We start from the raw sequence: 22291 nt of genomic DNA on the forward strand, positions 1-22291 counted from the left end.
GCTGCCAATATTGCTGAAATAATACGAAGTTTCCAAGACGAAATCAATAATCGCGCAACAATTTTCACTACGGCAAGATTAGCCCCATTTATTTGCCAAATTGGCCGCAACGCCGCTTGTCACGGGCTTATACCGTAGACATCGCTTGATCTTTAATGGTATTGTTTAAGCTTGGCAAATATTGCCTCCGAGATACACGCCGCGTCCCCGCGCGGCCCGTTTCCGGATTTGCGCGCAGCGCCCACGATGGCGCCCCAAAACTGCTTTCCCACATACAATCCCATGCTCAAAAAAATGTTCGCCGCGGTGCTGATGACGCTTTCGACAGCGGCCATCGCCGTGCCCTTCGGTTCCCAGTCGATACTGGTGGTCGAAGACGGCACAGGCAAAGTCTTGCTTGAAAAAAATTCCAACGTGGTGGTACCCATCGCCTCGCTGACCAAACTCATGACGGCCATGGTCGTGCTCGACTCCAAGGCGAATATGCAGGAAGAGATCAGCATCGACCGCGAGGATGTCGACACCCTGAAACACAGCACCTCGCGCGTGCCCGTGGGCGCCACCCTGAGCCGCCACGACGTGCTGCAACTGGCGCTGATGTCATCCGACAACCGCGCCGCCGCCTCGCTGGCGCGCACCTTCCCCGGCGGCCCGACCGCGTTTGCCGTGGCCGTCAACGCCAAGATCAAGGCCCTGGGCATGCGCCAGACCGTGATCGAAGAGCCGACGGGCCTGTCGCCGAACAATCAGTCGACGGCGGCGGATCTCGTCAAAATGGCCGTGGCCGCCTCGCGCTACCCGGAAATCAGCCGCATCACGACGGACTCGAAGGACATCATCCAGATCAAGGGCCGCGACGTGGAATACCACAACACGAACCGCCTGGTGGGCGCCAAGGGCTGGGATATCGGCCTGTCGAAAACGGGCTATACGAATGAAGCGGGCCGCTGCCTGATCATGCGCATCAAGTCGGCCGGCAAGTTCGCCACCATGATCCTGCTCAACGCGCGCGCCAATTCCGTGCGCGCCATGGACGCCGTCAACATCCGCCGCATGCTTGCGGCCGAGAACGGCATCGAAGAACCGAAAGTGATGCGCGCCTCGGTCAGCCGGCACAAGAAGGCGCCGGCGAAACCTGGTAAACGCCGCCGCGCCCGCTGATTATTTCGCTTGCCGGTTGGTCATCACCACGCCGGCAATCGTCACCGCGCCGCCCACCAGCATCGAAACCAGCACGGGTTCGCCCAACAGCACTGCCGCCAGCACGATGCCGAATACGGGCACGAGGTTGTTGAACACGGCCGTGCGCGACGGACCCAGCGCTTTCACGCCCTCGTAATACCAGACAAAGCCGATTACCGTGCCGAACACGCCCAGGTAGCCGATGGCGGCCCACACTTGCCAGCCAAAGCTGTGCCATGGCACGTTCGGGAATTCCACCACCGCGCCCACCAGCAAAAAGGCCAGGCCCCACATCGACGCATACGTGGTGGCGGCAATCGGGCTCAAGCCCTTCAGCGCGACCCGGCCGATCAGGGTGTAGGCGGCCCAGCTGGAAATACCGCAAAACATGAACACTTCGCCCATGCCGATGCCGCCGCCCGTGCCATGCAGCACGCCGGCCAAGTCGCCGCGCGTGATGACGATGGCCGTGCCGCAAAACGCCAGCATGATGCCCAGCCACTTGAAGGAACCGAGCCGTTCGCGGAACAGGAAGGCCGAGGCCAGCGCCGTGACGATCGGGTTCAGGGCCACGAACAGAGCCGTGCGCCCCGCCGGCATGCGCGACAGGGCCGCCAGGAAGCACAGGTTGTACAGAAAGATGCCCGTCAGGCCAAGCGCGGCCGTCGTCATCAGCTGCTTGCGGTCCAGGCGCGGCAAGCCGCCTTCGAGTTTCCACGCCAGCACGAGCAGCAACAGCACGGCCACGCCGAAGCGTCCGCTGGCCGCCGTCATCGGAGGCATCTGCTGCGCCAGCACGCGGCCGGCGATAAAGGTACCGCCCCAGAACAGGGCGACGAAAATCAGTTTGAGATAGACGAGCGGCGATTGCACGGAAGGCAAGGCGGCGGAAGGTATGGCGGTAGTGCGCATGGAAAGTCCTATGATATCGCTTGTACAGCGGACGCTGTACATATATATTAATACTAATATTAACTCATGAAATAATGAGCAAATACTCATATCTCAAAGAAACCACACCATGACCTTCACGCAACTGGAAATCTTTACCCTGGTAGCCGAACTGCACGGTTTTTCCGCCGCCGCCGCGCAGCTGGGCATCAGCCAGTCAGCCGTCTCGCATGCCTTGAAAGCGCTGGAAAAGGAGATGGGCGTTGACCTCATCGTGCGCCACCAGGCCTCGGCCGAACTGACCGATGTGGGCCGCCAACTGCTCGTGCGTGCGCGCGAAATCCTCGGTTTGTCGGAAGCCATGCGCCAGGAAGCGGCCGACGTGCTGGGCCAGCGCCAGGGCACCCTGCGCATCGGCTCCTTCGGCCCGACGTCGTCGTTGAATCTGCTGCCGGCCATCACGGCGCAATTTCGCCTGCGCTATCCGGGCATCGACCTGCGCATCGACGAGGGCGCAGACCATGAAGTGGTGCAGTGGATACGCGAACGCAGGGTCGACGTCGGCTTCGTCGTGCTGCCCGACGAGCGTTTCGATACGGCGCCGCTGGTGGAAGACCAGATGATGGCGCTGGTGCCGCGCAGCCATGCGCTGGCCAGCGAAACGTCCATCACCCTGGCGCAGTTGTGCGAAGGTCCGTTCATCATGTCCGAAGCGGGATGCGCCTGCCTGATCGAACCGCTGTTCGCCAACGCGGGCTTGCAGCCGAACGTGCCCTACCGCATCAGCCAGGTGATCACCATCCTCGACATGGTCAGCCGCGGCGACGGCCTGTCCATCGTGGCCGAACTGGCCCTGCCGCAGCGCCTGCGCGAACAGTATCCGGAGCTGGTCGCCCTGCCGTTAAACCCGCCCGTCAGCCGCAAGGTGGGCCTGGCCGTGCGCGACCGGCGCCAGAACACGCCCGCCACCAACGCTTTTTTCGAGGTGGCGAAACAGATGGCGCCGACCCTGGCGCCCCGCCGCGCTTGAAAGTCCAAAAGAGCTTAAAACGTCTCCCACTCTTCGCTGCGCTCCGGCCTGGCGACGGGCACCGTTGCGGGACGGCTGGCGATGCGCGGCGCAATCGATGCGCGCGCCGCGGGCCTTGCCGGCGGTTGCTGCGGCGCCTGCCCGTCATCGAGCTTGAACACGCCCACCACCTGCGCCAGGGTGCTGGCCTGGTCTTGCAGGCTTTCCGCCGCGGCGGCCGCCTCTTCCACCAGGGCCGCGTTCTGCTGCGTCACCTGGTCCATCTGCGCAATCGCCTGGTTCACCTGCTCGATGCCCGAGCTTTGCTCTGCGCTGGCCGCCGTGATCTCACCCATGATGTCCGTTACACGGCGCACGCTGTCGACGATTTCCTGCATCGTCGCGCCAGCCTCGTCGACCAGGCGCGCGCCCGAGTCCACCTTGCCCACCGAATCGTCGATCAGCAGCTTGATTTCCTTCGCTGCGCCAGCGGATCTTTGAGCCAGATTACGCACCTCCGTCGCCACCACGGCAAAGCCGCGTCCCTGCTCGCCCGCGCGTGCCGCTTCCACGGCCGCATTCAAGGCCAGGATATTCGTCTGGAAGGCGATGCCGTCGATGACGCTGATGATGTCGACGATCTTCTTCGACGAGTCGTTGATCGAGGCCATGGTATCGACCACCTGTGCCACCACTTGCCCGCCCTTGCTGGCCACGCCGGACGCCGATTGCGCCATCTGATTGGCCTGGCGCGCATTGTCGGCATTCTGTTTCACCGTGCTGGTCAGCTCTTCCATCGAGGCTGCCGTCTCTTCCAGCGAACTGGCTTGCTGTTCCGTGCGCGATGACAGGTCCTGGTTGCCGGCGGCGATTTCCGATGACGAGACTTTCACCGATTCGCTGGCCGTGCGGATTTTTACGAGCACGGCGGCGATCTTGTCGATGAAGCGGTTGAAGGCGCCGGCGATCTGCGCCAGTTCATCCACGCCGGAAGCGTCGAGGCGGCGCGTCAGGTCGCCCTCGCCCGAGGCGATGTCGTCGAGCGCGTCGCGCACCAGTTCCAGGCGCTTGAGCATCCTGAACACCAGCAGCGACAGCAGCAGCGCCGCCAGCCCGGTCAGCAACGCGGCCGTGACGGTGGCCGTCGTCAGCATCGTCTGCAAGGCTTGCATGGCTTCCTGCTGGTCCAGCACCACGGCCAGCAGCCAGTCGGTGCCCGCCACGCGCGTGACATACAGCTTGCCGTCACGCTCATCGAGGCGCACGGCATCGCTCGTGCGCGTGCTTTCCAGGCGGTTGACCTGCGCGGCCGACAGCGACGCATCGAGTTTCGTCACCGGCTGCAGGCTCAGGTCCTTGTTCGCGTGGGCGATGATGGTGCCGCTCTGGTCGACGAGGAAGGCAAAGCTGTGCGGCGTCGGCTTGATCGCCACCACGTTGGCGATCACCGTATCGAGCAGCACGTCCGCGCCCGCCACGCCCAGCAGCGCCTCTTTCGGGCCGACGGGCGCCGTGAACGACACCACCAGCTTGTGGCTGGCCGCGTCCACGTACGGCGGCGTGAGCATCGGCACGCCCGCCTTGACGGTGTCCGTGTACCAGGCGCGCGCCGTGGGATCGAAATCGGCCGGACGGCCCGGATGGGTAAACACGGAGCGTTTGTCCGCGTAGCCGATGAACACTTCCGCGAAATCGCCGGCCTTTTCCGCGATCTGGAAAGCGCGCAGCGGGTCCGGCGTCTCTGCCGACATGACGACGGACGCCATGACCTTTTTCTTGCCATCGACCCATTGCGCCAGCACGGCCGACTGGCTGTGCAACAACTGCTGCATCTGCTGGTCCGACGACGCCAGCATGCTGCTGCGCGTGGTGATGTAATTGGCGACCGAGAGGGCCAGCATGGACAGCACGACGATGGCCACGCAAATGAGCACCAGCCGCGTGCGAAGGGAAGACAACATGATGGACTCCTCGTTTCAATTTTAATGGCGTGAAACAGTGCTTTTGCACTACTTTCTCTACGAAAGCATTTTCACACAAAAATCGGAACAATTTCCATCAATATTCGGAATACAACACATATATTTCCATATGGAAACTCATCAAACCCAGTCCAGCCATCAGCCGATCAGCCCCCTCAAGCCGCTGGCCCGCTGCGTACGGCGCAGAATCGCATCGAACAGCACGGCCTGCGTAGGCGAGACGAGGGTAAAGAAGTCGCGCGCACGCGTGATGCCTGTATAGACCAGTTCGCGCGCCAGCATGGCGCCGCCTTCCTGCGGCAGCACCAGCACCGTATGGCGAAATTCCGAGCCCTGCGATTTGTGCACCGTCATGGCGAACGCCGTTTCCACATGGCGCAAACGCGTGGCCAGCACGCTGCGCACGTTCTCGCCTTCCAAAAAGTACACGCGCAGGGAGCCGGGCCGCGCAGGGTCGCGCAGGGTCAGGCCGATGTCGCCATTGAACACGCCAGTGCCGTAGTCGTTGCGCGTGACCATCACGGGACGACCCACATACCACTCGCTGCGGCGTATCAAGCCTTCCTTTTCCAGCCGCAGTTCGATGGCCGTGTTCAAGCCGGCCACGCCCCACTCGCCTTCGCGCACGGCGCACAAAATGCGGAACGATTCAAAACTGTGCAGCACGGCGCGCACCCAGTCGTCATGCTGCGCGTACGCATCGCCGCCCGCATTGACCAGTTCCAGGTAGGGCTGGTAGCCGCCCGGCGCGTCAAACCGCCCGCGCAAGGCCAGGCGCAGCACCTCGTCCGGCTGCGCGGTCACGCTCCACGCCAACTGGCCGCCGCTGTCGCCGGCGAAGCAAGCCTTGGCCAGTTCGGGCCTGCCGCCGTTCACGGCCAGCGCCAGCTCGCCGATCGGACCGCTGAAACGGTGGCTGTGACGCAGCATCACGGTCTGCTGCGCCAGCGCACCCGCCGCACCGGCAAAGGCGGCGGGAATAGCCACGCCGCTGGCCGCCTGCGCATACGCGATGGTGGCGTCCGTATAGCCGCCCGCTTGCGCGTCGTGGCACAAGTCACCCAGCACGGCGCCCGCTTCCACGGACGCCAGTTGGTCCTTGTCGCCGAGCAGGATCAGGATCGCCGTGGGCGGCAAGGCGTCGAGCACGGAGGCCATCATCTCCAGGTGCACCATCGACGCCTCATCGACGATCAGCACGTCGACGTCGAGCGGATTGCCCGCGTGGTGGGCAAAGGCGCGCGTATCGGGCCGCGCACCCAGCAAGCTATGCAGGGTACGGGCCGCGCCCATGCGCCGCGCCAGTTCCAGCAGGGGCAAGGCTTCCCCGACCTTTTCCGCCAGGCCGCTCAAGGCCTTGTCGATCGACTGCTTCAGGCGCGCGGCCGCCTTGCCCGTGGGCGCGGCCAGCGCGATGCGCAGCTGCTCCGGCTGCGGCGAGACGGCAAACAGCAAGGTCAGCAAACTGGCCACCGTGTACGTCTTGCCCGTCCCCGGCCCGCCCGTGATGATGGCCACCTTGCCGCGCAAGGCGATGGCGCACGCCACCTTTTGCCAGTCCGGGCCACCATCCTGCGTGGGCTGGTCGAACAGGGTGTCGAGCCATTGCCGCACCTGCGCCAGCGGCGGATTGGTCAAATCCTGCGCGCGCAGCGCGATTTTCTCGCCCACCAGGGTCTCGTCGCGCCAGTAGCGGCGCAGGTACAGGCGGTCGCCGTCGAGCACCAGCGGCTGGCGCATGTCGTGGGCATCCACCTGCCACACCTGCGGCGCGCCAGCCAACAGCGCGCGCCAGCCATCGACGCTGTCCGGCAGCGGGCCGGAAACGGCCAGCACGCCATGCCACAGCTCCTCGCTCCAGCCCAGCAACTGCGACGGTTCGCCGGCCAGCTCGGCCAGCATCAAACAACTGTGGCCCCGCCCTTCCAGCTCGGACAGCACCACGCACGCCACGGCCACGGCGGGCGCATTTGGCGCCTGCTCGTCCAGGCTGGCGATGAAGCGGGCAAAGGCGGCGCTCAGGCGGCGCAGATGGCCATCCCCGGCGACGCCGTCGACATGGGCAAACAGGGCGTCCAGAGCCACGTCATGGTTCATGCTATTTCCACTTCTTCTGACAATAATTGATCGAGGCCGTCCAGCAGTTCCAGCTGCGGCGCCAGCCAGTAGCAGCCATGCGTATCCGCATTCGCGATACCGCGCAGGAACAGGAAGATGGCGCCGCCCAGGTGCTCGGCCGGGTCATACGCGTCACCAAGGCGGCTTTTCAGCAGCCGGTGCAGGGCCAGCATGTAGATGGCGCCCTGGATATCGTAGCGGTGCTGCGCCATGCCAGCCGCCAGCGCGGCCGTGTGATAGGCCGCGTCGTTGGCGCCCAGTGCATTCGACTTGTAGTCGAGCACCCAGTAGCGGCCATCCTGTTCGATGACCAGGTCGGCAAAGCCTTTCAGCATGCCGTGCAGCTGGCGCCGCGGCAGCACGGGACGCGGCGCGCCGTCGAGCAGCAAACGCGTGCACAGCTGATCGAGCGCCCCGGTGGACAAATGCTCGCTGGGGAACCAGAACTCCATCTCGGACAGGGTGCTATTAAGCTGCGACAGCGACGCATCGAGCAGCGGCAGCGGCGTGACGGCGACTTCCCTGAGCCAGGCGATGGCGTCTTCCTGGCGATGGGCCCAGCCAGCCCGCTCGCAGCGCGCGGCCAGGCGCGTGTCGAAGTGCGCCTCGTGGACGCTGTCAAAACCTTCGCCGCCCATCCACTCGAGCTGCTCGTGCAGGAAGTTGCCGGGCACGGAGCCGCGCGGGAAGCGGTGCCACGGGGCGTCGCCCGTCTGCAGCGGCGAGGCGGCTGGCACGCCAGTGCCATCTTCCAGCAGGGTTTCTTCCAGCGCCCGCTGCGGTACGTGCGCGGCCGCCACGGCGCCGATCTGGCGCGTCAGCGAGGTAAAGCTGCCCACCGACCAGTCGCGTTCGAATTCGCCCGCGAACACGGGGGCGGGACGCAGCTCGGGGCGCCGCTCGACCCGGTCCAGCACCGTGCAGGCGTCGGGCTGCGCCAGCGCGCTGACATAGATGGCGTCGCAGCTGCCCGCCACCTGCTGCCAGCGCAGCAGCAGTTGCTCCGCCGGCAGCTTGTCGCCGCCCGTCAGCAGGTAGCCGAGCGCCGATTCGTGCAAGGTGTTCTCGCCCGCCTTGCGCGCCGCCTGGGCGGCCACGCCCAGCCACAGGAAGTGGCGCGCGCGCGTCAGGGCCACATACAGCAAGCGCAAGTCTTCCTCGATGCGCGCCTCTTCGACCGCCGCCATGGCCTCGTCGGACAGGGACAGGTCGAGGCGGCGTTCGCCATCCTCGCCCGCATACTCGAAGAAGCTGCGGTTGCGTTTGTCCACCTTGCGCGCCGTGACGGCAAACGGCAGGTACACGAGCGGGTATTCGAGCCCCTTCGACTTGTGCACGGTGATGACTTTCACCAGCTCCGCATCGCTTTCCAGGCGCAGCACGCGCTCGTCACCGCCCTCGCCTTCGCCGGCGATCTGCTCGGCCAGCCAGCGTATCAGCGCCTGCTCGCCATCGAGCTGGCGGCTGGCCGATTGCAGCAATTCGGCCAGGTGCAGCAGATTCGTCAGACGCCGCTCGCCGCCCGTCTGCTGCAGCAGCATGGCCGGCAGCTGCAATTCGTGGATGAAGCGGCGCAGCATGGCCAGCACGCCCTGGCGCTGCCAGATCAGGTGCAGGGCCTTCAGTTGCTCGACCCGGCGTTCCCATTCCAGTTCATCGCTCGACAGCCGCGCCAGTTCGCCTAGCGACAGGCCGATGGTGCGCGTGGCAAACGCGGCGCGCGCCAGCCCCCCGTCGAGCGGGTTGGCCAGCGCTGCCAGCCAGCGCAGCACGTCTTGCGCTTCCTCGCTGTCGACGACGGAATCCTTGTCGGACAGGTAGACGCTGGCAACCCTGCGGCGCGCCAGCGCGCGGCGGATGGCCGCCGCCTCCTTGCGGTCGCGCACGAGGATGGCCACATCGGCCGGCTGCAGGCGCGTGAAACCGTCCGGGCCATCGAAACCTGCTTGCGCATCGCCCAGCATGGCGACGATGTGCTCGGCGCAGTGCTGCGCGAAATACTCGCGGTAGCTGTCGCCGCGCAGCCCTTCATCGCTGGCGCAGGCGGCCATCAGCGCCGGCATGGCGCCATCCTTTGTTACCAAAAATTCGGCGCGGCCCTTGGCATCGACGGCTTCGAACGGCAGCGGGTTCTCGCCGTTTTTCCGGTAGCGGAAGGCGCCGGCCGGCACCTCGTCGCGCTCGGCATGCAGGAACAGCTGGTTGACGGCCGCCACCAGCGGCGCCGTCGAACGGTAGTTGGTGCCCAGCTGGTAATGGCGCCCGTTTGTTGCGCGCCGCGCCGCCAGGTAGCTCTGGATGTCGGCGCCGCGAAAGCCGTAGATCGACTGTTTCGGGTCGCCGATCAAAAACAGGCCCAGGGCCGGGTCGTTGTCGGCGATGCGGTACAGCAGATTGAAAATCTGGTACTGGGCGGGCGCCGTATCCTGGAATTCATCGACCATCGCCAGCGGATACTGGTCGACGATGCGCTGGCGCAGGGCCGCGCCGTTTTCGCCAGCCAGCGCGTCGTGCAGGCGCTGCAGCATGTCGGCAAAGCCGAACTGGCGCGACTGGCGTTTCAATTGATCCATGCGCCGCGCGATGGCCGCCGCCGCATGCAGGTGCAGCTTGTGCGCCAGCGGCGTGAGGGCCGCCAGGGCGATCCCCAGCGCCTCGGTATGGTCGAAGCACTCGGGTACCTGCGCCGTGAAACTCTTGGCAAACGCATCCTCGATGCCGAACGGCGTCAAGCGCTCCCACGCCTTGGCCGTGATGGCCGGCTGCAGCAAGAGCGGATCCTGCGCCCAGCGGCGCAAGCCGTCGAACCACTTCGCCAGGTTTTCCGGCTTCATCTTGACGCCATTAAAACACTTGGGATTGGCGGCGCGGTGGTCATTGATCCAGGCGGCCATCCGGTCCACGCGCTCGACCCAGCCCGCCTTCAGGGTGGCCAGCTGCGCGGCCAGCGCCCGCTGTTCGCGCGCGATCAGCACGGACAACGGTTCCTCGTCCGCCATGCGCATGATGTCCGCGCGGCGCGCCAGCTCGCGCGCGCCCTTCTTCAGCGCCCCCACGTCGGGCCAGCAGGCCAGCAGCACGTCGAGCGCCTGCGGCGGCAAGGGATAGACTTGCTGGCGCCAGTAATCGTGGGCCGCATCCTCGAACAGGGCTTGCTCGTCGCTGACCAGTTCTTCGTCGAACAGGCTGCCACTGTCGAACGCGTGCTCGCGCAACATGCGCTGGCACCAGGCGTCGATGGTGAAAATGGCCGCTTCATCCATCGTCTCGGCGGCCAGCATCAGCCGGTGCGCGGCCTTTTGCCGTTCGCTCTCGTCCGGATAGGATTCGAGCAAGGCATCGAGAAACGGATCGCTGCCGCCAGACTCGTGGCGGAAATATGCGGCCGCCTCGATCAGGCGCTCGCGCACGCGGTTCGACAATTCGCGCGTGGCGGCGCGGGTAAACGTCATCACCAAAATGTCGGCCGGCAGCAGCGGACGCGTAAAACGGCTGTCGTCGTCGCCATGCCCCAGCACGAGCCGCACGTACAGCGCGGCGATGGTCCAGGTTTTACCGGTGCCGGCCGAGGCTTCGATCAGGCGCGAGCCATGCAGCGGGAACGCCAGGGGGTTGAGCAAATGGCTCGTCATTGTTCTTCTCCCGCACCGTCTGCGGGCGCGCTGATCGGGTCTATCGTAATGTGCTGCTGCAGCCAGTCGGCCAGCGGGCCATACAGCTCACGCGTGCAGTCTTCCCAGGCTTCTTCCGCGGCCAGCGCGGAAAACTCGGGCCACAGGCGCGCCAGGCACAGTTCGTCGCGCTCGCCAGACAGTTCAAAGCCGCCATCGTAGACGGCGCGCGGGTCACCCTGCTGCACCAGCGCCAGGCCCGTCTTGCAGGCCGTCGGCAGCGGATGGTTCATGCCTTCGCGCCACAGCGCCAGCAAGGTGGCCAGCGCGTCGCGCGAGCTGGCCGGATCGAGCGGCGCCATGCTGACGATGGCGTCGCGCGCCACCAGGTAGCCGGTGACGGGGAAACCGAGGGCGGCGGCGGCCAGCTGGCGCAGCCACATCAGCATCAGCTTGTCGCCGCGCGCCAGGCCGCCCTTGTCCGTCACTTTCGAGGATATCTGCATCAGCCAGGCCGTCTCCTGCCCGTTGCTGCACAATTTGTCGAGCCAGTCGTCGATCTGTAGCTCGCCAAACGGCAAGTTGATGGCGCGCTTGTCGGCCGCGTACGGGAACGAGGCGCGCAAGGACAGCCACGCGCTGCGCACGGGCACCAGCGCCTCGACCAATTGCGCCTGCACTTGCCGGCCAATCAGGCCGATGGGCAGCACGCCTTCGCGCGCCAGCTTCGCTGCGCGCGCTTCCAGGCTGGCGCGCACGTCATCAAGCGCTTCGACGGCGCCGCCGTCGTCCAGCATGGTGTCTTCCAGCAGATAGCGCTCGAGCGCATTCAGGCCGAACGGCTCTTCATCCTCGCCCAGCATGGCCGCATCGGCGAAATATACGCTCAAGCGGCGGCGGAAAAAGTATTTGACGGGCTGGCGCAAAAAGCTGGCAAGCTCGCCCAGTTTCAAACGCGTGCCGGGATCGAGCTCGTAAAGGCCCAGCGGCAGCACGGCGGCCTGCGCATCGGCATCGGCATGCGCGACGCGCCATTCGCGCGCGTAGGTCAGCAAGCCATCGGCCTCGAAATAGCGGCGGCTGAACGGCTGCAGCGCGTGCTCGGTCGTCAGGCTTGCCAAATACCGGTCCAGCGACCAGCCGGCGGCCAGGTAATCGCGCAACTGCGACACGAGGACGGACGGCGGCTGCTCGGAATTGTCGCGCACATTGCGCCCCACCCAGCTCACGTACAGTTTGTCGCGCGCGGCCAGCAAGGCTTCGAGCATCAGGTAGCGGTCATCGTCGCGGCGCGAGCGGTCGCCCGGGCGCGCCATGCCGGGCAGCGCCAGCAAGTCGAAATCGGCCTTCGGCGCGCGGCGCGGGAAGTCGCCATCGTTCATGCCCAGCAGGCATACGACACGGAATGGCACGGCGCGCATCGGCATCAGGGTGCAGAAGGTCACGCCGCCGGAGACGAATTGATGGTTCAGGGTCGGCTCGTCCAGCGCGCCCAGCCACGCCACGCGCAGCACGGACAGCGGCACCTGCTCGACAAAGCCCGCGTGTTCGCAGGTTTCCAGCCAACCCTGCAAGGCGCCTTCCAGCTGCGCCAGGGTCAAACGGTCGCCTTCGTCGTCGGCGTCAAAGAAGGCGGCCAGCAGCGCGCGCGCCTGCACGCCCCATTCGGCCGGCGTGCAGGCGCCGGCCAGCACGCTGCGCCAGTGCAGCAGCGCCTCGACCAGCTGCGCCAGCGAGCCCGCCAGCGCCGCATCGAGGCCGCCCACTTCCGCATACGGCTCGATGCCGCCAAAACTGGCACCACTGCCGCTGGCATAGCCGAGCAACATGCGCCGCACGCCGAAGATCCACGCATTCTGTTCGCCGGCCGCACCGAGCCCCAGGCCGGCACGGTGTGCCTGGTCCAGGCCCCAGCGCACGCCCGCCCCTTCGATCCAGGCGCCCAGAGTGGCCAGGTCGTCCGGCTGCAGACCAAAGCGGGCCGCCAGCGCCGGTACGTCGAGCAGGTCGCGCACTTCGCTCTGGCGGCAGCGCTGTTGCGGCAACTGCAGCAGCCATTCGAGCGCAACGAGCAGCGGGTTGACGCTGCGGTCCTTCACGTCGCCGATCTCGAACGGAATGAAACGCTCGTCATTGCGCCGGTACTGGCCGAAGACGGCGTGGATGGCGGCCGTGAACGTGTCGATGTCGGGCACCATCACCACCACGTCGCGCGGGCGCAAGCCCGTCTCGGCGCTGTGCGCGAACATGGCCAGCAGCTGGTCGTGCAGCACTTCCACTTCGCGCTGCACGCTGTGCGCCACATGAAATTCGATCGAGCGGTCGCCTGCCTCGGGCGGTGTCTGCTCGTGTTCGGCCAGCGGGCGCAGTTCGCGGATGGCCACCTGCACCTGCTGCAGCAGGGTCTCGCCCGTTTCCTCGCCAAACAGGTCGATGCGCAGGCTGTCGTCGCGCCCTTCGGCTTGCGCGTGTTCGTCGAATTCGTCGAGCATGCGGATGAAGTCGCGCCCTTGCCTGCCCCAGCTGGCCAGCAGCGGGTGGCTGTGCGCATGCAGTTCTTCGAGCGGAATTTGCGCCAGGTCGGTGCCGTTGCGCTGCCGCTGGCGTTTGTTTTGCGCGCGCAGCAAGTCGCGCCCGTCGATGATGTCGCCCCAGTAAAACTGGCATGGATTCGGCACGGCCAGCACCACCTGCGTGTGGCGCGCCAGCGCGGCCAGCGCCTGCAAGGTCTGGTACGGCAAGGCAGACACGCCAAACAGCACCACCCTGCGCGGCAGCTTGCCGGCAGGCGCATCGCCGGCGGCGATCGCCGCCAGGAAGGCGTCATGGATGTCGGCGCGGCCCGTGTCGCGCTCGAAAGCCTCGACGTCGGCCGCCACGGCGCGCCACAACTGCGCCTGCCAGCGCTGGTCCGCCTTCAATGGGATAGCTTCGCCGCGCGCCGTGCGCAACTGGTCACGCCCTGCGGCCCAGTCGGCCAGCCAGTCGGCGCGGTAGACCTGGTACTGGTCGAACAGGTCGGCCAGGCGCTCGGCCAGCTGCAGCCGGCGTTCGCTATCGCCATCGGCAAGGAAGTAGCGCAGCGGCTCAAACACCGGGTCGGCCAGCAGCGAGGGCAATAGACGCATCAAGCGCCACGTCAGCGGGGATTTGTCGAACGGCGACACGCGCGGGACGCGCTCGCGCCCCAGCATGCCGCGGTAGCTCTCCCACAGCAGGCGCGCCGGCAGCGCGATGCGCGTGGCGGCGCATACGCCCATCTCCTCGGCCAGGGCGATCTTCAGCCATTCGGCCACGCCGTTCGACTGCACCAGGAAGATATCCGTTTCCAGCGGTGCCAGCGGATGCTGGCGCAGCCACTGGAAGACGGCGGCGCGCAGCTGTTCCAGCTGGTTGCCATGCAGGATGAGGAGGCCGGGCGTGACGGGAGTATGCATGCTGATCCGATGGGTTGCCGCGCCTCCGGCCGGGTGGCCGGAGACGTCAAAGGCATATTATCGCCGCTGCCTGCGTCAGGGGGCGTCGCTGGCGGCAAATTCCACAGAAATTTGTTCCGCCACCTGCGCCAGCGCCGGTCCGAGGGCTGTCAACAGGGCGCGCGCCTGCTGCAGGTCGCCGCCCACGCGCAAACCTTCGATCGACGCGCACAGGCCGGCAAAGGCATGCGCGCCCACGGCCAGTGCCGACGATTTGCTGCGGTGGCCCAGGTCGGCCAGGCGCCCCAGGTCTTCCAGCGCCATGGCTTGCTCCATTTCGGCGATGCCGTCGCGCGCCGTGTCGAGAAACAGCTGGGTGTATTTGCGCATCTTCACGGGGTCATTGCTGAACGTGAGCGCCAGCGTGGCCAGGTCGAGGATGGCCGTGTCGCGCAACTCCGGCGAGGCTCCCGATGGCGGCGCCTTCGGCACTGCCACCAGCCTGTCACCCACGCGCGCATGGCCGATGCCGCCGATGCCTCCACGCAGCCGGAACCATTTCGCCAGCAGGTGAAACAGCAGATTCGGGGCGATCGGCTTGGTCACGAATTCGTCCATGCCCGCCTCCAGGCAGCGGGCGCGGTCTTCGCTGCCCGCATTGGCCGTCATGGCGATCACCAGCAGACCGGCAAGCTGCGGATCGGCGCGGATGCGGCGCGTCGCCTCGAAGCCGTCCATCTCCGGCATCTGCACGTCCATCAGCACGCAGTCATAGCGCTGGTGCGCCAGCAATTCCAGCGCTTCGCGGCCATTGCAGGCGACGCAGACGGTGGCGCCGGCGTCTTCCAGCAGTTCGCAGCCCACCTGCTGGCTGAAGACGTTGTCTTCCACCAGCAGGATGGAGGCGCCGCGGATCACGCCCAGTACTTCCGGCTCGACTTCGGCGACGCGCTCGTCGGCCGCCTGCGCGCTTTTCTCCAGGCGCGCCGTGAACCAGAAGGTGCTGCCCAGGCCAGGCTGGCTGTACACGCCCACCTTGCCGCCCATGAGCTCCACCAGCTGCTTGCTGATCACCAGCCCCAGGCCGCTGCCGCCATACTTGCGCGTGGTCGACGGGTCGGCCTGGTGGAAGGAGCGGAACAGCTGCGCCACCTCTTCCTGATTCATGCCGATGCCGCGATCCTGCACCTCGAAGCGCAGCATGCCGTGGCTGCCCCGCTCCTCGGACTGGCGCACGCGCACGAAGATGCTGCCATTGTCGGAAAACTTGATGGCGTTGCTGGTCAGGTTCAGCAAGACCTGCTCCAGGCGCAGCGGGTCGCCACGCCAGCGCTGCGGCAGTTCCGGCGCGATATCGAACTGCAGTGCCAGGCCCTTGACGGCGGCCGCGTCGCCCAGCTGGCTGGCGATATTCGCCAGCAGGGTGTCGAGACGGAAGTCCAGCACTTCCAGTTCCAGCTTGCCCGCCTCGATCTTGGAAAAATCGAGAATATCGTTGATCAGGCCCAGCAAATGCTGGCCCGAATGGAAGATTTTCTGCAGATAGTCGCGCTGGCGCGCGTCGGCCACCGATTTCAGCGCCAGGTGCGCCATGCCGATGATGCTGTTCATCGGCGTGCGGATCTCATGGCTCATGTTCGACAGGAAGTCGCTCTTGGCCTGGCTGGCCGCGTCGGCCTGCTCCTTCAGGCGGTGCAGTTCCGTCACGTCCGTGGACAGGCCGATCAGGCCCGTGACGGGCCCGGGCAAGCCCAGCGGCACCTTCACGCTCCACAGGTGATGCACCTGGCCCTGCGCATCGACGAAACGCTCCTCGCCGACAAACTTGGCGCCGCTGTCGAACACCTGGCGCTCCGTCAGCTGCACCGACGCCGCCGCATCGCCGAGCATCAACTCGCCATCCTGGCGACCGATCAGCTGCTCCGCCGAACGGCCCAGTATCTTCGCCGTGCGCGCATTCACGTAGCGGTAGCGCAGGTCGGCATCCTTCATGTAGACGTAGGCGTCGACGCTGTCGAGCACCGTATCGAGCAGGGTGCGCTGCGCCACCGCGTTGCGGCGCGAACGGTACAAGGTAAAGATGTAGCCATAAATGAGCAGGGTGCCGGCCACGCCGACGGCCAGCGCCAGCCAGGGAAAATAGCGGTCGAAGGGGCTGTACAGTTCCGCCTTGCGCACGCGGAAATGGGCTTTCCACAGGCCGCCCTGGTATGCCACGGGCAGCACCTGGTCGAAATAGTCGGCATCGCTGCCCGGTTGCGGCGGCGGTGCAGCCAGATCGTCGTCGTCATTGAACAGCAGGCGGTCCTGCGGCGTGATGCGCCAGACGCCATCGGCAGGCCGCGCTTCGGCGGCGCTGTACAGGGTCAGGTGCAGCGGCTCCAGGGCGCTGCGTTCGAGCGCGCTGTGCACCAGCTGCGCCACGCCAAAGCCGATGCCGACGGAGCCCTGGTAGGCGGCGCGGCGCTCGGCCACGCTGCCTTGCGGCATGCCGTTGCGGTACACGGGCAGGCGCATGCCCAGGCCAATGTGCGCGGGCGGCCCCTTGATCATGATCACCTGGCCTGACGCGCTGACCTCGCCGCTGTCGCGCGCCTGCGCCAGGGATTGCGCCACCAGCGGGTTGGCGCCGATATCGACGCCCATGCGTTCGGCCAGCAGGGAATCGGGTTCCAGGTAAGTGAGTACCGTGTATTCCGGCCGCTCCCCCGCCGGACGAATGGTGAAGGCGGGATAGCCGCGTGGCGCCAGGCTGGTGTCACCGCGCACGCCGGAGACATAGGCCGCGCGCTGCGCCTGCGTCAGCGCCACCGCGTAGTTGACCGACTCGATGGCCGGGAACTGGCGCGCGATATCGAGGCCGGCCACGTAATCGTGGAACTGCCGGCGCGTCAGCTGCTCGCTGGTGCGGAACAGGGCTTCGAGGCCCCGCAACAGGTCGGAATAGCTTTTTACGCGCGTGATCAGGCTATGCTGGGCGCCATGCGTGAGGTTGTCGAAACGCTGTTCGGCGTCGTCATTGACCGTGCGCGCCGCACCCGCGTACAGGGCGCCGCCCACCGCCAATGCCAGCAGCAAGCCACCCGCCCAGATCCTGATGCCTGATCCCGTCCCGCCCTTGCTCAAAGTGTGCATTGTCGATCGCTTATTCCGGTTTCCTTGAATGTGCGGCGCCCCGCCGCCCAGCAAGTACGAGGATACTATCAAAGCCCCTGCCCCACGCGCTTGTGAAAGAAAAAAAGCGCGTCCGATGGTTGCCCTGGAAAACACCGGGCGCCTAGATCCCCGGCAACGCCCCGGCCAGGAAGTCGCAAAAGGCGCGCACCTTTTCCTGCACGTGGCGTCCGTCGGGCGTCAAGGCATACACGCCGCGCCTGGCCATGCCGTACGACGGCAGGACGCGCACCAGGGCGCCGCTGGCCAGCAGCGGGGCGGCGACGAATGACGGCAGCGCCCCCACGCCGATGCCCGCCACCAGCATGTCGGCCAGCAGCAGGCTGCTGTCAGCGGAAAAGCGCACGGGCAGGACAATGCTGCTGCTCCCTTCCGGGCCGGCCAGCTGCCAGACGCCGGGGCTGTCGGCCAGCCGGTAGGCCAGGCAATCGTGGCCGTGCAAGTCCTGCGCCAGCCGGGGCGTGCCGCGCAGCGCCAGATAGGCGGGCGATGCGCAAATCATTTGCTCGATGTCGCCCAGGCGGCGCGCCACCAGGGATGAATCGGCCAGCGCGGCGCGGATGCGCAGCGACACGTCATAGCCCTCGCCCACCACGTCGCGCAGGCGGTCGTCCAGGGTCATCTCGATTTTGACGTCCGGATAGCGGGCCATGAACACCGGCAGCAGCGGCGACAGCACTTTCAAGCCAAACGACAGCGGCGCATTCACGCGCAGCCGCCCCGCCACCTTGCCGGTACAGCCGCGCGTGGCCAGTTCCAGCGCATCGATTTCATCGAGCAGGCGGCAGCATTCAGCATAGTAGGCGCGCCCGCCGTCCGACAAGCTCATGCGCCGCGTCGTGCGCACCAGCAGCACCGTGCCCAGATGCGCCTCCAGCTGGCGCACCTGCTTGCTGATGGCCGCCGCCGACTGATTCAGGTCCAGCGCCGCCTTGCTGAAGCTGTCGCGCTCGACCACCTTGCGAAACACGCGCATGTGCGCCAGGACATCCATGATTATTTCCATCCAGTTGAATATCTTATTATTTTATCGCTGATTATCATTGAAATGGAAAACAATATGATGGCGGCTTCTTCATTCATGTCACGCAAGGAGTACCCCATGTTCAAACCATCCGCCGCCCTGGCCGCCCTGCTGCTGGCCCTGCTGGCCGCCACAGTGCATGCTGCCCCGGCCGCCGCCCTGCCCGAAGTGGGCATCAGTCCCTGGGGGCCGAAAGACGAAATCGGCCGCCTGAACCTGATGACGCCGACATCGCGCGCCGCCATCCTGGCGCGCATCGACGGCGGCAAGAGCTACGACCTGGCCGTCGATTTTTATGTCGGCATGCCCAGCTGGCAGGCGGCCGGCGATCCGCCCTACCAGATGTAGATGACGCACACGCCGAAGGGCAACGTGGTGGCTGACTCGATGCATGTGGGCGAACAGATGAACCGCCACGTCAGTTACACGGGTTCGGCCGTGTCCATGTATGCGCACATGGGCACGCATATCGACGCGCTCAACCATTTCGGCTTGAACGGCAAGATCTGGAACGGTTTTACGGAAGAGCAATACCTGGGCGACCGGGGCTGGACCGTGACGGGCGCGGAAAAACTGCCGCCCATCATCGCGCGCGGCGTGCTGATCGACGTGGCCATGGCCAAAGGATTGCAACAGTTGCCCGACAATTACCGCGTCACGCGGCAAGACTTGCGCGCCGCGCTGGCCAAACAGAAGGTCACGCTGGAAAAGGGCGATGTGGTGCTGATACGCACGGGCCGCATGCAGCACTATGAGCAGGCGCAAGCGTACATGGCGAATCCGCCCGGCCTGTCGCTCGATGCAGCGAAATTCCTTGTGGAAGATGGCGGCGCCATGGTGGTGGGCGCGGACAACCTCAGTTTCGAAGCGTTTCCGTCCGAAGTGGCCGGCAACTACCTGCCCGTGCACACGTATCTGCTGGCGCAGCAGGGCACGCCCATCCTGAAACTGGTCGACCTGGAAGGCTTGTCACGCGACAAGGTCTACCAGTTTGCCTTCATCGGCGCCTCGCTGAAATTCCGCGGCGGCGATGCGGCCCCCATCCGTCCCGTGGCCCTGCCGATCCGCTGAGTTCAAACCGAGGCAGCCTGCAATGTGCTTGTACCATGGTCATCCCAGGCATCGGCGCAGCGCACCACGTCGCCCACGACGATGATGCTGGGGCTGCCCAGGCCGCTGACCTGCAAGTCGGCGGGCAAATCCCGCAGAGTGCTCAGCAATTCGCGCTGGGCTGCCAGGCTGGCCGATTGCACCACGGCCACGGGCGTGCCCGGCGCCATGCCGCCGGCCAGCAAGCCCGCCTGGATGGCGGCCACCCTGGCCACGCCCATGTAGATGACGAGGGTGAGGCCGCTTTGCGCCAGCGCAAGCCAGTTCGGTTCCGACGCGCTATCCTTGCCGTGACCCGTGACGAAAATCGCGCCCTGGCTCCAGCTGCGGTGCGTCAGCGGCACGCCGATGGACGATGGCGCGGCCAGGCCGCTGCTGATGCCGGGGATCACCTCGACGGCCACGCCGTGGCTGCGCAGATAGGCGCGCTCTTCGCCGCCGCGCCCGAACAAATACGGGTCGCCCCCTTTCAGGCGCACCACGTGCAGGCCGGCACGGGCTTCGGCCAGCATCAGGCGTTCGATGAAGGCTTGCGGCGTGGACGCGCAGCCGCCCCGCTTGCCCACCTCGACCACGCGCACGCCTTGTGCCGCATGCGCGAGGATGGCCGGGTTGACGAGGTCATCGATCAGCACCACGTCGGCCCGCGCGATGGCCTTCACCGCCTTGAGGGTCAACAGGTCCGGTTCGCCGGGACCGGCGCCGACCAGGGTCACGCTTCCAAATTGCGCCATGATGCACTCTCCAATCAGAAAAAATGGCCGATGGCAAACGATGCCGCGTAGGCTTCCGGCGCGCTGCCGTCCCATACGACGCCGTCGCACAGGGTCGAGCTGCGCATGGCGGCCTTTGGTACTGGCGTGGCCGTCATTTCCGCCGCCTGGCGGTACAGGTCGATGCGGTTGACTTGCCTTGCCACCGCCAGGTAATCGGGCTCGTCGCGCAGCAAGCCCCAGCGCCGGTGCTGGGTCATGAACCACATGCCGTCCGACAAATACGGGAAATTCACGGCGCCGTCGCCGTAAAACTTCAAGCCGTGCGCCTCGTCCCAGGTCTTGCCCAGGCCATCCTGGTAGTGACCGAGGATGCGTGGCGCCAGCATTTCCTGCGGCGTATGCAGATAAGCGGGCTCGGCCAGAGTGGCCGCCATGGCCAGCCGGTTGGCGTCGCTGGCGTCGATCCAGCGGCCCGCCTCGAGCACGGCGGCAATCAGGGCGCGGCAGCTGTTCGGATGCTGCTGGGCAAACGCTGCGCTGGTCCCCAGCACCTTGCCCGGATGATCGGGCCAGATGGCCCCGCTGGTGATGGCCGTCACGCCCACGCCATCGACGATGGCCTTGTAGCCCCATGGTTCGCCGGCGCAAAAACCATCCATCTGTCCCGCGCGCAAGGCGGCCACCATCTGCGACGGCGGCACGGTCATCACGCGCGCGTCGCGCAGCGGATCGATGCCCTGCGCGGCCAGCCAGTATTGCAGCAGCATCGCGTGGTTACCGGTCGGGAAAGTATGCGCAAACGCAAACGGCCGCGCGGCCCCGCGCATGTGCCGCGCCAAGGTGGGACCATCGTGGGCGCCCTCGCGCGCCAGCGCCGCCGACAGGGTGACGGCCTGGCCGCTGTGATTGAGATTCATCAATACGGCCATGTCGTGCTGCTGCCCGCCTATGCCCATCTGCACGCCATACACGAGACCGTACAACACGTGGGCAGCGTCGAGTTCGCCGCTATTCAATTTGTCGCGCACGCCGGCCCACGACATCTCCCGGCTCAGTTCGATCTTGATGCCGTACTTTTCATCGAGGCCCAGTTTTGAGGCCATCACCAGCGAGGCGCAATCGGTCAGCGGCAGGTAGCCGATGCGTATCGTCTGTTTTTCCGGTTGCAGGGATCGCCTCACCTGGGTGCCATGTCCCGCCTCTTTGCCCGCTTGCTCTGTCATACCATTCCTTGCTGATAAGTACTGTTTTGCCGCGCCACCGTGGGCAAGGCTCTCCCCGACCAGCAGCAAGGACCGTGCCTGTGCATATCCAGTCCGAGGCAGCTGGAAACGCACCGCAATGGTGCACTGCACCAGCATGTATCAGAAAGTGGACGATTCATCCCAGCAAGTCCTCCACGTCGAGGATACGCTGGGCGATCTCTGCCAGTTTGAGTTTCTTGTTCATGGCCATGCTGCGCAAGCGCTGATAAGCCTGGTCTTCCGTCAAGCCGTGATGCGTCATCAGCAAGCCCTTGGCCCGTTCGATCACCTTGCGTTCGAGCAGCTTGTGCCGCGTGTCGAGCAATTCGGCGCGCAATTTTTCTTCCTGGCGAAAGCGCGCGAGGGCCACGTTCAGCACGGGTTGAATGCGCTCGGCCTGCAAGCCGGCCACGATATAGGCGGATACGCCGGCCGCCATGGCCGCGTCGATGCTGGCCGTGGCGCCGTCTTCGGTAAACAATACGATGGGGCGGCGCTCGTCACGCGTGGCGATGACAATGTGCTCGAGCACGTCACGCGCGTCCGATTCGGCGTCGATGATGATGAGGTCAGGCTGCAGCTGCGCAATGCGCTCGGGAAGGTAGAGGTCGGCAGGCAGCGAGGCGACGATGTCGTAGCCCGATTCCAGCAAGCCAATGCGCAAGGCATTGCCGCGCTGCACCTGGGCCGCCAAAGCCGCATTCTCGTGCACGCCGTGCTCGACGATGGTGTTGACGACAACGATGCGCAAAGGCTGGGTACGGCTGGACGTCATGGGAGCGATCTGCAATGGCTAAACACAACCATTGCAGTA

12 protein-coding genes and 1 pseudogene are annotated in these 22291 nt (G+C 65.9%); 3 read left to right on the top strand and 10 right to left on the bottom strand.

Annotated features, from left to right (window positions below):
• The first annotated feature begins 282 nt into the window (after nt 1-282).
• Nucleotides 283-1161: a serine hydrolase gene (locus CSQ93_RS24045; RefSeq protein ID WP_099380207.1), complete on the top strand. Its 879-nt coding sequence runs from the start codon at nt 283-285 to the stop codon at nt 1159-1161.
• Here CSQ93_RS24045 and CSQ93_RS24050 read toward each other — a convergent pair whose 3' ends face one another.
• Nucleotides 1162-2094, bottom strand: coding sequence for a DMT family transporter (locus tag CSQ93_RS24050; protein ID WP_099380208.1), 933 nt, complete (start codon nt 2092-2094; stop codon nt 1162-1164).
• 109 nt (nt 2095-2203) lie between these two features.
• Between CSQ93_RS24050 and CSQ93_RS24055 the strand changes: the two genes are divergently transcribed.
• The gene (locus tag CSQ93_RS24055) at nt 2204-3103 is read left to right on the top strand and encodes a LysR family transcriptional regulator (protein WP_099380209.1); all 900 of its coding nucleotides are present in this window, start codon (nt 2204-2206) and stop codon (nt 3101-3103) included.
• Between the two features lie 14 nt (nt 3104-3117).
• Here the strand turns inward: CSQ93_RS24055 and CSQ93_RS24060 are convergent, their stop codons facing one another.
• The 6 genes from CSQ93_RS24060 to CSQ93_RS24085 form a co-directional block, all read right to left on the bottom strand.
• Nucleotides 3118-5043, bottom strand: coding sequence for a methyl-accepting chemotaxis protein (locus tag CSQ93_RS24060; RefSeq protein ID WP_099380210.1), 1926 nt, complete (start codon nt 5041-5043; stop codon nt 3118-3120).
• A 159-nt stretch (nt 5044-5202) separates the two neighbouring features.
• Nucleotides 5203-7161 (bottom strand): exodeoxyribonuclease V subunit alpha, encoded by a 1959-nt coding sequence (gene recD / locus CSQ93_RS24065; RefSeq protein WP_099380211.1) that lies wholly within the window; start codon nt 7159-7161, stop codon nt 5203-5205.
• Complete coding sequence (gene recB / locus CSQ93_RS24070) at nt 7158-10814, bottom strand: exodeoxyribonuclease V subunit beta (RefSeq protein WP_099380212.1); 3657 nt, start codon at nt 10812-10814, stop codon at nt 7158-7160. Before recB ends, recD begins: the two co-directional genes overlap by 4 nt.
• Nucleotides 10811-14230 (bottom strand): exodeoxyribonuclease V subunit gamma, encoded by a 3420-nt coding sequence (gene recC / locus CSQ93_RS24075; protein WP_099380213.1) that lies wholly within the window; start codon nt 14228-14230, stop codon nt 10811-10813. The genes recB and recC overlap by 4 nt, the downstream gene beginning before the upstream one ends.
• A 75-nt stretch (nt 14231-14305) precedes the next feature.
• Nucleotides 14306-17344 (bottom strand): CHASE domain-containing protein, encoded by a 3039-nt coding sequence (locus CSQ93_RS24080; protein ID WP_099380214.1) that lies wholly within the window; start codon nt 17342-17344, stop codon nt 14306-14308.
• A gap of 142 nt (nt 17345-17486) precedes the next feature.
• Nucleotides 17487-18377 (bottom strand): LysR family transcriptional regulator, encoded by an 891-nt coding sequence (locus CSQ93_RS24085; RefSeq protein ID WP_099380215.1) that lies wholly within the window; start codon nt 18375-18377, stop codon nt 17487-17489.
• Between the two features lie 108 nt (nt 18378-18485).
• Between CSQ93_RS24085 and CSQ93_RS24090 the strand changes: the two are divergent.
• A pseudogene (locus CSQ93_RS24090) lies at nt 18486-19478 on the top strand (cyclase family protein).
• Nucleotides 19479-19480: 2 nt separating this feature from the next.
• Here CSQ93_RS24090 and cobA read toward each other — a convergent pair.
• The 3 genes from cobA to CSQ93_RS24105 form a co-directional block, all read right to left on the bottom strand.
• Nucleotides 19481-20251: a uroporphyrinogen-III C-methyltransferase gene (gene cobA, locus CSQ93_RS24095; protein WP_099380216.1), complete on the bottom strand. Its 771-nt coding sequence runs from the start codon at nt 20249-20251 to the stop codon at nt 19481-19483.
• Between the two features lie 14 nt (nt 20252-20265).
• A complete protein-coding gene (locus CSQ93_RS24100) occupies nt 20266-21456 on the bottom strand; it encodes a CmpA/NrtA family ABC transporter substrate-binding protein (protein ID WP_099380217.1) in 1191 nt (396 codons plus the stop codon).
• A 157-nt stretch (nt 21457-21613) separates the two neighbouring features.
• Nucleotides 21614-22252, bottom strand: coding sequence for an ANTAR domain-containing response regulator (locus CSQ93_RS24105; RefSeq protein ID WP_099380218.1), 639 nt, complete (start codon nt 22250-22252; stop codon nt 21614-21616).
• Nucleotides 22253-22291: the final 39 nt, after the last annotated feature.

Source organism: Janthinobacterium sp. BJB426, assembly GCF_002735705.1.
Classification (GTDB): domain Bacteria; phylum Pseudomonadota; class Gammaproteobacteria; order Burkholderiales; family Burkholderiaceae_D; genus Janthinobacterium.